Source organism: Thalassotalea sp. G20_0, from assembly GCF_017744175.1.
GTDB lineage: Bacteria > Pseudomonadota > Gammaproteobacteria > Pseudomonadales > Endozoicomonadaceae > Endozoicomonas.
Genome location: NZ_JAGHQV010000002.1, coordinates 35861 through 48894 on the forward strand (window position 1 = coordinate 35861; position 13034 = coordinate 48894).

Here is a 13034-nt window from a genome sequence, read left to right on the forward strand (position 1 = left end):
GCTAGCCTCCTAGTGTGAGAGTTTTTATCTGAAATGCGGTGTTTTTTTCTTGAGAAGCACTGCATTTTTTACGCTTAATATTTGTGTATTAACAGGCTAATGTATCAGTTGATGCATTAAGAGCAGCCCTTTGACCATACGACTGATGACTGAGATATAACATGCCGCAGGATACCTTAAAGGACCATGGGGCAGAAAAAAGACTGGTAAATATCCGGATTTGGGTTGCCATTGGCTTTATGGTGCTCCTTGCTATGGGGCTGGTTTCCCGCCTCTTCTATCTTCAGGTTGTTCGCTACAATGAGCTGTCCACGCAATCGGATGAGAATCGTGTACTGGTTCAGCCAATACCCCCCACCCGCGGCCTGATATACGACACCAATGGCAAGCTTCTTGCCGTTAACAAGCCCAGCCATATATTGTCAATTGTTCGGGAGCAGACCAAAGATCTTGCCGGTTTGCTGGATGATATTGGTCATATTTTGTCTCTGACCGACGGTGAGCTGCAGCGTTTTCATCAACGGGTTAAGCGACGCCGACCTTATGAAGCAGTGCCTCTGAAGTTTGATCTGACTGCCGAAGAGATTGCCCGGATTTCGGTGAATCTTTTCCGTTTGCCGGGGGTAGATATCAACGCTGAACTGATCCGGCAGTACCCCGAAGGACAGCGTTTTGCCCATAGCATCGGCTATGTAGGCCGAATCAATGATCGGGATTTGAAACGTCTGGACCCGGCTCTCTACTCCGGCACTCATACCACGGGCAAGATTGGCATAGAGCGCGCCTATGAGTCGGTACTTCTGGGTAAACCCGGTCATCAGGAGGTAGAGACCAATGCCCGTGGCCGGGTATTGCGCGTATTGAAAAAAGTTAGCCCGCAAGCCGGTCAGGATCTTAACCTTTATCTGGACAGTGAGCTGCAAAAGGTGGCCATTGATGCAATCGATGGCCGCCGAGGGGCTTTGGTGGCCATGGACCCGAAAACCGGCGGGGTGCTGGCAATGGCCAGCAATCCATCATTTGACCCCAATCTGTTTGTGACGGGGATTGATAGTAAAACTTTCAATGCGCTCAACAGAGATATCGAGCGACCGTTGTACAATCGGGCATCATTAGGTGAGTACCCACCCGCCTCCACAGTAAAGCCGGTGATGGGGCTGGCACTGCTGGCGAGTGATATCGTCAAACCAGAGGACAGGATTTTTGATAAAGGCTGGTTTCAGCTACCGGGCAGTGATCACCGTTTTCGCAACTGGAAACGTTCCGGTCATGGCTGGGTTGATTTATCCCGCGCGATATCGGCATCCAATGATACCTATTTCTATATTCAGGCCGGGAAGCTGGGTATCGATAATCTCCATGATTTTGCTGATCAATTCGGCTTTGGCCACAAAACCGGTATTGATATAAGGGAAGAGCGTCCGGGCCTTTTGCCCTCCAGGGAGTGGAAACGGGGTGCCTATGGTCAGCCCTGGTATCCGGGTGAAACGGTGATTGCGATCATCGGGCAGGGGTATATGCTGGCAACCCCCTTGCAGCTGGCAGAGTCAACGGCACTTATCGCCAACCGTGGCAAGTATGTTCAGCCCCGTTTGGTGAAAGAAGATATTCCTGAAATCCAGGGTGAATTCTGGGGGGATGACATCACCATTGGCCGGACTCCCGAGGCGGAAGCCAAGAACTGGGAACTCATTATCAAAGCCATGGAAGATGTTGTTCACTCTCCGGGGGGAACTGCACACTGGCGAATCGGTCGGGGACTCAAGTATCGTATGGCCGGTAAAACCGGGACAGCACAGGTGGTCAGTATTCCCCAGGGAGAGGAGTACGATGCTGAGAAGCTGAAAGAGTTTGAGCGGGATCACAGTTTGTTTGTCGCATTTGCACCGGCAGAAGATCCCCTGATTGCCGTTGCTGTTATTCTGGAAAACAACAATGGTGCTGCCAATGTCGCCAGAAAAGTTATGGATTCCTACCTGCTGCCAAGATTAACGGCCAACAGCCATCAAGTGAAGGGAGAGAAATAATGGCCAACCAGGATTTTGTTCGCCAGATTGATCTCCACGGGTTTGGCCGCAGCCCGGGATTGTCCATGCGCTGGCATATTGATTTTGTGCTGCTCGGGTTTCTGCTTTTACTGTGTGGTGCGGGGCTCTTTATTCTTTACAGTGCCACCGGTCGGGATATGTCGGTTGTTATTCGACAGGCAACCTACCTGGGCATCAGTCTGACCGGAATGTTAATCGTGGCCCAGATTCCGCCAAGGGTGCTGATGCAGTGGGCCAAGTGGTTTTATGTGGGAGGGGTGCTGTTATTGCTGGCCGTTCTGTTTATGGGCGTACAGTCCAAAGGTGCACAGCGCTGGATTCAGCTGCCGGGTTTCCGGTTTCAACCATCGGAAGTGATCAAGCTGATTATGCCGATTACCATGGCGGCTTTTCTGGCCAGGCGTCCACTGCCTCCCTTGTTTAAAGATGTGATTTTCTCACTGATTATTATTGCTGTACCGGTGGTACTTATTGCCAAACAACCTGACCTTGGCACGTCTATTTTGATTGGCTCTTCGGGCCTGTTTGTGCTGCTGCTGGCCGGTTTGCGCAAGCGCATGATATTTTCTGCCATCTGTCTTGCAGCACCGGCGATCTATGTGTTCTGGCAGTTCTTTATGTATGACTATCAGAAGCGGAGGGTGCTGACATTTCTGAACCCTGAAAGTGACCCGTGGGGAGCCGGTTGGAATATCATCCAATCCACCATCGCTATTGGTTCCGGTGGGCTTTATGGCAAGGGTTGGTTACAGGGCACGCAATCGCATCTTGATTTTCTGCCAGAGAGCCATACGGATTTTATAATTGCCGTTCTGGCGGAAGAGTTTGGCCTGATGGGATGTCTGGTGCTCTTTGTCCTGTATACCCTGATTCTCGGGCGGGGACTATTCATCACCCTGAATGCCGAGACGCTCTTTGGCCGTTTATTGGCAGGTAGTATTACTCTGACGTTTTTCGTGTATATCTTTGTCAATATCGGGATGGTCAGTGGACTCCTGCCAGTAGTGGGTGTTCCATTACCCATGGTTAGCCGGGGGGGGACTTCTTTAGTGACCCTGCTGGCCGGTTTTGGTTTTCTGATGTCGATACATACCCATCGCTCTTTTCTGAGGGCCTCCCAATAGATCTTTACCTTTCTACCATAGAATTCAAAACCACTGTCGATTAATGTAGAGGCAGGGTGGGTTATGTATGTAGCTGTTTTAGTGTTTGTGAGAACCCTGAGTTTGTTATTTTTGAATAGGTACGGATACATGAAAAATTTTCCCGGGGTATTCCGTCGAATGTTTCGTGGTGGCCTGCTGATGGCTGCCGTGGTTGCTACACCTGTCACCTGGGCATTAGCCCAGGAAAATCACAACAGTGACTATCTGGGCAGGCAGGATGTTGATGCTTTTATTGATGAGCTGGTAACTGAACACCGTTTTTCCAGGACAGAGCTTGAGGATATTCTGGCCGGGGCGGAGCGTTCCGAACGTGCCCTGGAGCTGATCAGCCGCCCTGCAGAAGGGACTCTGGAGTGGAAAGACTACCGCAAGATATTTATCACGCCAGAAAGGATAGCGAAGGGTGTCAGCTTCTGGGAAGAAAATGCCGAAACCCTGGCCCGTGTTGAACAGGAGTTGGGGGTGCCAGCCAATATTATTGTGGCGATTATTGGCGTAGAAACCTATTACGGTCGGCAGACCGGTGGCTTTAAAGTGCTGGATGCGCTCACGACGCTGGGCTTTGACTTTCCCCGAAGAGGTGAGTTTTTTCGCAAAGAGCTGAAAAATTTCCTGTTACTGGCCCGTGAACAGAATCTGGACGTTGACGAATTGACCGGGTCCTATGCAGGAGCCATGGGCATTCCACAATTCATGCCATCCAGCTACCGTGCCTATGCGGTTGATTATACCGGCGATCAGCAGGCAAATATCTGGCTTAGCGATGAAGACGCCATCGCCAGTGTTGCCAACTATCTGCAAAAACACGGCTGGAAATACGGCAGTGGTGTGGCAGTTCAGGCAAAGGTTTCAGGCGTTAAGCATGAGCAGATCGTCTCTTCAGGATTGAAACCGGACAAAAAACTGAGTCTTGTGCAAAAGGCTGGGTGGGCTGTGCCGGAAAGGTTACCAAAATCCTCAAAAGTTCTGGCGATGAAACATGAAGGCAGTGCTGGCGCTGAGTACTGGGTCGGACTGCATAATTTTTATGTCATTACCCGCTATAACCGTAGCCAGATGTATGCCCTTGCCGTTTATCAGTTGTCCAGAGAAGTGAAGGACAGTTATAAACGGTCTCTGGCATTGCAAAAGCAGGTTGCAAAAGGTAAGCAGGGGTGATGGTTTTCCCGGGTTTGCTGATCTTTGCTGAAGGCTCACTGTAAGGTGAGCCTTTGGCGGCTACCCGGTTGATTGATAACGACCCCTCAGGAATATTATTTGTTAACGTTGAAAAGTATGTTTGATCAAATGGGACGATCTGGAGCCGGTCTCTCAGGCCTGGTATCAATGAAGAAAATCGTGGGAATTAACACCCGGGGATTCAGGCTGGTTCCGGCCGTCATGCTATCAGCCCTGGTTGGCTGTAGCAGTAGTCCACAGGTCCAGGATGGCCCACCGGCTGATTCCGTTGATATCAGTACCATTCCTGACGCAGTCCCGTCGCCGATACAGGTCCCTGTTAAAAATACACCCTATACCCTGGGTGGGATTCACTATCAGCCGATGGCCTCTGCCAATGGTTATGCAGAAAAGGGCCAGGCCTCATGGTATGGCACCAAGTTTCACGGGAAGCAGACGGCTAACGGTGAAATCTATGATATGTTCAAGATGACGGCGGCCCATAAAACATTGCCGCTGCCCTCCTATGTCAAGGTCACTAATCTGGAAAATGGTCAGTCGGTGGTGGTGCGGGTTAATGACCGTGGGCCATTTCATGGTGACCGACTGATCGATCTTTCTTATGTTGCGGCAAAAAAACTGGGGTTCGCTGATTCAGGGCTGGCGAATGTAGCAATAGAAGGCATTGACCCGGAGACCTTTGCCCGTTCTCCCGCCCATGAACGGGATGGAGAGTTGCTCTACCTGCAACTGGCCGCCTTTAAAAACTACCATAATGCGCAGCTTTTACGTCGGGATCTCTTTTCCCGGGCGGGTGTCCAGGCGAAAGTGGTCAAGGGGGATGCACCAGAACCGCTTTATCGGGTGAGGATTGGTCCGGTAGAAAGTCCTGATCATCTGGAGGAGTTGCTGGAGGGGTTAAGCTCTGCTGAGTTTGCGTCGCCCTATCTTGTGTATGAAAAACCTGTCGATGAAAAGTCTATGGGTGATGCGGGAACTTCCGAAAAGATGGTGACTGAAGTAGAGGCAGAACAGTCTGAACAGGTGGTGAAAGCCCCATAAGATTCGGGGTATGGATAGGATGGAGTCACTCTATCCTATTCTCTATCAACGAGTATTTTCAGCATGCCTTTGATTTCGGCCAGTTCATCTTCTACACGGGTCAAGCGATCTTCAACGCCGGTTAACCTGCCTGAAACACCGATCAATTTCCCTTCTACCCCCGTCAGGCGTCCCTCAAAATCCGTCAGATGTTCATCGGTTTGAGTCTGCCACTGTTCCATACTGTTGATGCGCTGAATCAGAGCTTTCATCAGTTCTTCAACATTGATCAGGCGCTCATTCATCCCGCTGCTCTGGCGGGTGAGTTCAAAGACCGTTTGTCGTATGGTAACAATGTCTTCGCTCATTTCCGTCAGCTTGGCGTTCTCTTTTGCCGCTGCCCGAGCTTTAGGTTCATTGATACCGAGCTCAATCAGACACTCGTACAGGTCTTCATTTAACATTGTGTCACTCCCGCTTTCCCATGTTTTATCAATCATAGAGTTATTGATTACTGTTACGGTTGAAAGGCATTGATGGCTCATAGTCGTGTATTCACAGGTAAAAATAGAGGGCGTTTGGCAACCTTGCCCAGATAATTCATTTTCACCGTAAGGCTTTGGGGCGTAAGGGATGTAGCATTTTTTTATCTATCCTGCTTTCCGTAAGGTCAGGTTTTTCAGTGCTTTGAGGTACAATCATGGTTATAGATTTCTTTGCTATTAATCCTGATGAAGATTATTAATTTGCAAGACCTGCCCTCATGCATCGAAACGGTTGCGCGTTGGCATTACAGGGAGTGGGGGGCTTTATACCCCGGAAGTGATTTGAGTGACTTTCGGGAGGATATGGAAGCTTCTTTGCTGACCGACCTGATCCCGCAAACCTGGGTGCTGGCAGAGGGAGGGAGTGTCTGGGGATCAGTCAGCATTCTCAAAGAGGATCTGCCAAACTATCCGGAGTTTTCACCATGGCTGGCCAATGTCTATGTGGAACCATCGAAGCGGGGGCATGGCTATGGTCAGCAGCTGGTAAAGGTGGCAATGGGGTATGCACGGCAGCAGAACCTGGGTCCGCTATTCCTGTATACTCCGGATCAAGTCAGCTTTTATGAGCAGTTGGGTTGGCGTACTTTTCATGATGATATCTATCATGGGAAAAAGATATTCCTTATGAGCAGTATGCCTGCTCGCGTCTGACTTGACGGAAGATCTGCTGTGCTAATTGATGAATTGTTATCAGTCGCTGTAAGTTGCAGTTAACCTCTAAAGATTTGAACATTATAATGATGAAAATCCATATACTCAGAGCATTTACCTGCATGGGCAAAAGAATTTTATCTTCCCTTCACACGCTGGAGGCCCTTCATAAGCTGGTGGCCCCCCGCTGGCTGAAAGCGTTGGCCATGACTGGTCTTGTTTTTGTCGGCCAGGCCAGTGCTTATGGACAGATTCCTTCGCCACCGGAAGTGTCCCTGAAAAGTTACATTCTGATGGACGCCGCCAGTGGTGAAGTGCTGGCCTCACAGAATCCCGATGAGCCCATGCATCCGGCCAGTCTGACCAAGATGATGACCGCGTATCTGGCGGAAATGGAAATGGCTGCGGGCAACATCCACCGTGATGACCAGGTTCTGGTCAGTGAAAAAGCATGGAGCCTGGGCGGTTCCACTATGTTTATTGAAGTCGGGGAACGGGTAACGGTTGAAGATTTGCTGAAAGGTATCATTATCGTTTCCGGTAATGATGCCAGCGTTGCGGTTGCTGAACACATCGCTGGCAGCGAGGGAGCCTTTGCTCAGTTGATGACCAGTACCGCCCAGCGACTTGGCATGAACAACACGCTGTTCCAGAATGCTTCCGGCTGGCCAGCAGATGACCATTACTCGACCGCCCGTGACCTGGCCATTCTTGGCAAGCATATCGTTCAGGACTATCCGGAATATTACGGCTGGTATGCTGAGAAGTATTTTCAGTACGGCGTGGATAAAAAAACCGGCAAACCCCTGCGTCGTCAGGCAAACCGTAACCGTCTGCTCTGGACCAACCCCTATGTGGATGGTCTGAAGACCGGGCATATTGAAGACACCGGCTACCACCTGGCAGTAACCTCTGAGCGTGATGACCGCCGTCTGATTGCTGTGCTGTTAGGCTCTGCCAGTGAGAAGCAGCGTGCGGATGATGCCCAGAAACTACTGACCTATGGTTTCCGCTTCTTTGAAAATGTGGATGTGAAAAAAGGTGGCGAGCCTCTGCAAACCGTTAAAGTCTGGAAAGGGGACATCAGTGAAATTACTGCGGGTATTACCGAAGACCTGATTGTCACTGTGCCCAGGGGTACGGGTAAGAACCTGACCGCCTCTCTGAAGATCGACCCAAAGCTGGAAGCGCCCATCAAGAAAGGTCAGACCATTGGTTCAGTCAACGTTATGCTGGAAGATGAACTGGTTCGTGAGGTGCCGCTGATTGCTCAACAGGCTGTTGAGCCAGGAGGTTTCTTCAAGCGTATCTGGGATAGTATTGTCTTGTTCTTTACCGGGCTGTTTGCATAACCCGGGTTAAAGATAAGCGTGAAAAGCGCTGTATTCCCGACAAGGATGCAGCGCTTTTACTGTTTATAGTCCGACGTACAGTCTGACAATGATGTAGGTAGATGGTTATGAATGAGCCACAGGCCCCGAAAATTGAATTCCCCTGTGATTACCCTATTCGTATCGTAGGGCACTCAGCTCCCGATTATAAAGATTTTGTACTGCGGGTGGTGACCAAACACGCACCGGACTTCGATGGCCATGCCAAAATGAAAACCAGCCGAAATGGCAAGTACATGTCGGTAACCGTGGTTATTCATGCCACCGGCGAACCTCAACTACAGGCGCTCTTTGAAGATCTGAAAGCCAGTGGCCGTATTCAGATGGTTTTGTAATGGACAGGGCTTTGATAGCTGAAAACACCCAACAGTCTGACGGTATTGAAAACGACCTGATCGTACGTTACCTCGGGCGGAGAAACTACGAGCCTGTCTGGCAGGCTATGAAAGCTTTTACTGCCAACAGGGATGATCAGACCCGGGATGAATTCTGGGTGGTGGAACATCCCCCGGTTTTCACCCAGGGGCAGGCTGGCAAGCCGGAACATGTTCTTTTCCCGGGAGATATCCCGGTTATTCAGGTGGATCGTGGTGGCCAGGTTACCTATCATGGGCCGGGGCAGCTGGTGTTTTACTTCCTGATGGATGTGCGCCGGAAGAAGAGTGGTCCAAGGGCTGTGGTTTCTGCATTGGAAAGTGCCGTAATTGCAATGCTGGCCAGTTATGGTTTAGAGGCACAGAACAGGCCGGATGCGCCGGGTGTGTATGTCAATGGTGCCAAGATTGCATCCCTTGGGCTCCGCTTTCGTAAGATGTGTTCTTACCATGGTTTAAGCCTGAACGTAGATATGGATCTGGAACCATTTAACCGAATTAACCCCTGTGGTTATCCCGGGCTTAATGTGGTGGATATGGCATCGCTGCTGGGAACTGTCGATATGGAGGAAGTGAGTCGGCGTTTACTGGTATGCTTTCAGAAAGCACTGAGCTACATCAATATTGATGAAAGAACGGCAATTGATGAGCTGTTGACAGCAGATAGCGGAGATAAAGATTAAGCCGTTAACGAGTCCAGTTAGCAGTAATCCAAGAAAACAGGGGGAGGCATGTCTACTCATTCCGAAAACAGCGGTCTTGAACCGTTTGGCAGCCATGAGCCAGTAGAAAGCCATGAGCTTGTGAATAGCGGCCTCACCGGAGAAAGCCCACGGATGAAACCGGAAAACATTATTCCTACCGTGCAAATAGACGGTAGCGTCAAAATAGAAAGTGGCACCAAATTTGTCAATGACAAAGGTATCACAGCCATTAAAAATGGCATTAAAGCCAGTGCCGGGGGGCAGCATGCCCCGATTCAGCGGAAACCATCCTGGCTCAGAATAAAAGCAAGTCACGGCACAAAGTACAAAGAAGTCAAAAGTACCGTGCATGAGCATAAGCTCAGCACGGTCTGCGAAGAGGCCATGTGCCCGAATATCAACGAGTGCTGGAGCTCCGGTACTGCAACCATCATGTTGATGGGTGATACCTGTACCCGGGCCTGCCGGTTCTGCGCTGTGAATACCGGGAATCCCAAAGGGTGGCTGGATCATGATGAACCAGAGCACACCGCTAACTCGGTTAAGCTGATGAATCTGAAGTATCTGGTGCTGACCTCGGTGAACCGGGATGACCTGCCGGATGGCGGAGCCGGACATTACGCTGCGGTGGTTCGCCGGGTTAAAGAAGAAAACCCGGATACTGATGTAGAGGTTCTGACACCTGATTTTCTCGGTGTTATGTCCCATGTTGAAAAGGTTGTTGATAGCCCCATAGCGGTCTTTGCCCAGAATGTCGAAACCGTGCGCCGACTGACTCACCCCGTGCGTGATCCCAGGGCCAGTTATGAGCAGACACTGGCTGTGCTGGAACATGCCAAGAAATACCGCCCTGATGTCCTGACGAAAACCAGCCTGATGCTGGGGCTCGGTGAAACCGACGATGAGATTCTGGAAGCCCTGGATGATCTGAGAGCCATTAATGTGGATATTGTTACCTTTGGCCAGTACCTGCAGCCAACCGTCAATCATCTTCCCATTGAGCGTTATGTGACACCGGAAGAGTTTGAAAAATATCGACAATGGGGGCTTGAGAAAGGCTTCCTGGAAGTCGTTTCCGGTGCGCTGGTGCGATCCAGTTATCGTGCGGAGCAAGTCTTACAGAAGAACAACGTGGGTCTTTGATACGAATGGGGGTGGGAGGCAATCCCCCCACCTTTGACGCTATTGCTCTGTGGCCAGTTTTTTCCTTAGTCTTTGAATATCGCCTAAAGGGGTTTTTTTTGCGATGCGATGGCGTAACGAGGGTTCGTTTTTTAATCGAATTCTCCAACTATTAAACTCATTGGCTGTGCTATAAAACTCCCCCGATTTTTGTTTGAGCCTGTTTTTCTCTTTTTGGTCATCACAATCTGTTGCCATATCACCATGTATGTGGCCAATAAGGGATAAAAAAGAACCAGTGATAAATGTCAGTGACAGGCTATGTTCAAATTCGGCTAAATGATGCTTGGCGATAGCGCATGGCTGAATGATCCACTGAGCCTTATAGTCGGCTAAATTCTGGTCAAGAGGATGGAGGCAGCATAGCCATCCCAGCGCTTTATCAATAATCAGTTTTCGAATGGCCTGTTGGGTTTTTGGAAGGTCGTCAGATAATAAAACCGTGTCACCAGCCTTCCGGTCCAGTCCGTAATCGGTGAGTGTTTTGCCGGATTGAGCCAGTATATTTAACTCACCGGACTTCTGTTCTTGTTTAGCTGACGCATTGAAGGCTTCCAGATGTTCAGATCCTTTTGCTATCACTCTGAGGCTCCATAAATCCATGTGAGCAAAGCTTGCCTGTTGTATTGTGAGCTGAGTTTCCTGACAGAATTGTTCTAATACGGCTCGAGCCTGTTCAAAGTCGCTGTTGTGTAATAACTGTGTAACACAGAGGCTGATGTAGGACAGCCGGATTCGAGGGATTGATTTAATGCTTTCCCCTTGAATGGGTGTTTTTTCGATGCTTGTGGAGTACACAGGACTTGCGTTGATAGAACATTGATCTTCGCCAGGGCTTTGTTTTTGACCTTTCAGGTCTCTGGTTAAACTTCCTTGAATTCTTTTTTTACCTTGTGTTTTTGTGGTTTTCTCTTTTCTGGTTGAGCCTGGGCGGCGTCGTTGTTTTCTGGATCCCTTTTTTTCGTCAGATGCCGCTTCCAGAGCGAGTGGTTTTGTTTCGGAGAGTTCCAGTTCATCAATAATTCCCTGAATATAGAATGATACGTCTTTGGCATCGATAAAATCATAGTGCTCTATAGCCCTCTGCAAAAGGGTAATAACTTCCTCTATTGAACCGAGATCATTCTTTCTGTTCTTGATCAGCAGCAAAGCCAGTTGCAGGTTGGCCGCACTGATACCTTGTTGTATGGCCAGTCTGGAATGGTGAATGGCTTCTTCTAATCGGTTGCTTTGCTCATACACCTTGCTGAGTAACCATCGGGCTTCAGGGACCCGGGATTTTAACAGCTCATTTTCTGCTTTTTCAGGTTCGTTTTTCAGGTAGTACAAAACCGCGGATAAATAGAGCCTGCTGTCTTTGTTGGGGATATCGATAAGGTGGAAGGTATCTGGACTGATCAGAAAATTACAAATAGTATTCAAAACTGGCAGGTGTATTTCTGTTGATGCAATTTCCTGTATTGTAGGTAATACTTTTTTCTTGAATTCGGGGATCTGGAGGAAACGGATGAGCTGTTCCAATGCTGACAGGCTAATGTCCGGTGAGTTATATGCCAGCTGACCATTTTCACCAAACCGAAACACGTAGAATAATAACGAATTCGGGTTTAAATCAGGAGTGTCTGTTGAACCGGGAATGATAGCAAGATTACTGCATTTTACTTTATTAACCAAATTGAGCGCAGACCCACACAATTCTGCAATGTTTAAATTTTTTGCAAGCCATTGTTGCGTGTCTTGCGCTTTTTTAAATAATTCGGAGTCATGAATAAATTCAATGATATTAGCTTTTATTGTTTCAGTGTCTCTAAAAAAAAGTATGTATTTTAATGAGTTGGTAATACTTGTGATGATGAATGTGGGCAGTAAGTCTTCATCATAAGGTTCCATTTTCTGGCTCTTCAGATCACAGCAAGTGACTCTATGATTGATTTTTGTGAGTGGTATATTGGCCATTTTTTCCTTTTCGAAAAATGATAAAATCCGTTTGCTGATTAAAACATGGTTAGCCGATTCTACTTCACCTTTAGAGTTTTTTATCCATTGTAACCAAATGCTTATTAAGAAAAGGTCTTGAATCTGTTCCGGGTCCGAAGGTGTGCAACTCAGTAAAAAATCAATAATGTGGTTTTCAAACTGTTCAAGATCATCCGCTATGGTTAATAAGCTCTTTTGCGTATTTTCTGCTCTGGATTCCACGAGTTCCTGTAGCTGCCAGAATTTCACATAAGTGGTCTGGAACTGGTCCAGAAGATGAGAGAGTGTTTCTGCTGATGGTGTTTGAAAATATCGTTTTTCTCTTTCTAAAGTGACATTGTTCCCTCGATGACACAGCTTTCTTTTCGTTTCCAGTTGTGCGTTCGTGTACTGAACAACCGGATGTTCAGTTGCTTTGACAGATCGGTTGCATAGATCCAGTGGTTCCTGTGTTTGCCGGTCTTTTGGCAGATGTGACTTCAAAGTCGTTATCGCTTCAGTTAACGCTAATGCTTCCAGAAATGCCCCGTGATCGTTTGAGGTTTGAGGGACAAACGGTAGATGAGGGGAGAGGTTAAAAGAGTTTGCCATCGGTTTGGGTCTAGCGTCAGGGGTTGAAGTGCGGCTGAACTGTAAACTTTTAGACCACGGCAATAACGTTAAGTTCGGTAATGATGCTTTAAACAAAAAGCTACGATTTACTGGTAGGCTTCAGGGGGCTACTCACTTAAGATGTATTTCCCGGACTACGGCCTTCGCAATGCTTGCTTGATATTCATAAAATAAGTGGTTGG

The 13034-nt window shown here is 48.5% G+C and carries 11 protein-coding genes; 9 read left to right on the forward strand and 2 right to left on the reverse strand.

What is annotated here, in order from left to right; all coding sequences use genetic code 11:
* Window positions 1-161 precede the first annotated feature (161 nt).
* The 4 genes from mrdA to J7438_RS01355 all read left to right on the forward strand — a co-directional run bounded on the left by mrdA (window position 162) and on the right by J7438_RS01355 (window position 5434).
* A complete protein-coding gene (gene mrdA / locus J7438_RS01340) occupies window positions 162-2027 on the forward strand; it encodes a penicillin-binding protein 2 (protein ID WP_209275130.1) in 1866 nt (621 codons plus the stop codon).
* Window positions 2027-3172 (forward strand): rod shape-determining protein RodA, encoded by a 1146-nt coding sequence (gene rodA / locus J7438_RS01345; protein WP_209203368.1) that lies wholly within the window; start codon window positions 2027-2029, stop codon window positions 3170-3172. Before mrdA ends, rodA begins: the two co-directional genes overlap by 1 nt.
* A gap of 129 nt (window positions 3173-3301) precedes the next feature.
* Complete coding sequence (mltB, locus tag J7438_RS01350) at window positions 3302-4372, forward strand: lytic murein transglycosylase B (RefSeq protein WP_209203369.1); 1071 nt, start codon at window positions 3302-3304, stop codon at window positions 4370-4372.
* A 168-nt stretch (window positions 4373-4540) separates the two neighbouring features.
* Complete coding sequence (locus J7438_RS01355; protein WP_286196299.1) at window positions 4541-5434, forward strand: septal ring lytic transglycosylase RlpA family protein; 894 nt, start codon at window positions 4541-4543, stop codon at window positions 5432-5434.
* A gap of 35 nt (window positions 5435-5469) precedes the next feature.
* Here the strand turns inward: J7438_RS01355 and J7438_RS01360 are convergent, their stop codons facing one another.
* Window positions 5470-5877: a hypothetical protein gene (locus tag J7438_RS01360; protein ID WP_163369678.1), complete on the reverse strand. Its 408-nt coding sequence runs from the start codon at window positions 5875-5877 to the stop codon at window positions 5470-5472.
* Window positions 5878-6144: 267 nt separating this feature from the next.
* On the opposite strand from J7438_RS01360, the gene J7438_RS01365 reads away from it, so the two are divergent.
* The 5 genes from J7438_RS01365 to lipA all read left to right on the forward strand — a co-directional run bounded on the left by J7438_RS01365 (window position 6145) and on the right by lipA (window position 10224).
* Window positions 6145-6612: a GNAT family N-acetyltransferase gene (locus tag J7438_RS01365; protein WP_209203371.1), complete on the forward strand. Its 468-nt coding sequence runs from the start codon at window positions 6145-6147 to the stop codon at window positions 6610-6612.
* Between the two features lie 122 nt (window positions 6613-6734).
* A complete protein-coding gene (locus J7438_RS01370) occupies window positions 6735-7964 on the forward strand; it encodes a D-alanyl-D-alanine carboxypeptidase family protein (protein WP_286196300.1) in 1230 nt (409 codons plus the stop codon).
* A 107-nt stretch (window positions 7965-8071) separates the two neighbouring features.
* A complete protein-coding gene (locus J7438_RS01375) occupies window positions 8072-8338 on the forward strand; it encodes an HP0495 family protein (protein ID WP_209275131.1) in 267 nt (88 codons plus the stop codon).
* A 44-nt stretch (window positions 8339-8382) separates the two neighbouring features.
* Window positions 8383-9060: a lipoyl(octanoyl) transferase LipB gene (lipB, locus tag J7438_RS01380; protein WP_209275243.1), complete on the forward strand. Its 678-nt coding sequence runs from the start codon at window positions 8383-8385 to the stop codon at window positions 9058-9060.
* Window positions 9061-9108: 48 nt separating this feature from the next.
* Entirely contained in the window at window positions 9109-10224 is a 1116-nt protein-coding gene (gene lipA, locus J7438_RS01385; protein ID WP_286196302.1) for a lipoyl synthase, read from the forward strand.
* Between the two features lie 39 nt (window positions 10225-10263).
* Here lipA and J7438_RS01390 read toward each other — a convergent pair whose 3' ends face one another.
* Window positions 10264-12831 carry a tetratricopeptide repeat protein gene (locus J7438_RS01390; protein WP_209275132.1) on the reverse strand — a complete coding sequence of 856 codons (2568 nt, stop codon included), beginning with the start codon at window positions 12829-12831 and terminating at the stop codon, window positions 10264-10266.
* Between the last annotated feature and the right edge of the window lie 203 nt (window positions 12832-13034).

Bases quoted from the DNA above. Each gene is read 5' to 3' on its own strand.
- J7438_RS01355 (WP_286196299.1), top strand. From the start codon at position 4,541: ATGAAGAAAATCGTGGGAATTAACACCCGGGGATTCAGGCTGGTTCCG.
- J7438_RS01370 (WP_286196300.1), top strand. From the start codon at position 6,735: ATGGGCAAAAGAATTTTATCTTCCCTTCACACGCTGGAGGCCCTTCAT.
- mltB (WP_209203369.1), top strand. From the start codon at position 3,302: ATGAAAAATTTTCCCGGGGTATTCCGTCGAATGTTTCGTGGTGGCCTG.
- J7438_RS01360 (WP_163369678.1), bottom strand. From the start codon at position 5,877: ATGTTAAATGAAGACCTGTACGAGTGTCTGATTGAGCTCGGTATCAAT.
- lipA (WP_286196302.1), top strand. From the start codon at position 9,109: ATGTCTACTCATTCCGAAAACAGCGGTCTTGAACCGTTTGGCAGCCAT.
- rodA (WP_209203368.1), top strand. From the start codon at position 2,027: ATGGCCAACCAGGATTTTGTTCGCCAGATTGATCTCCACGGGTTTGGC.
- J7438_RS01390 (WP_209275132.1), bottom strand. From the start codon at position 12,831: ATGGCAAACTCTTTTAACCTCTCCCCTCATCTACCGTTTGTCCCTCAA.
- J7438_RS01375 (WP_209275131.1), top strand. From the start codon at position 8,072: ATGAATGAGCCACAGGCCCCGAAAATTGAATTCCCCTGTGATTACCCT.
- mrdA (WP_209275130.1), top strand. From the start codon at position 162: ATGCCGCAGGATACCTTAAAGGACCATGGGGCAGAAAAAAGACTGGTA.
- J7438_RS01365 (WP_209203371.1), top strand. From the start codon at position 6,145: ATGAAGATTATTAATTTGCAAGACCTGCCCTCATGCATCGAAACGGTT.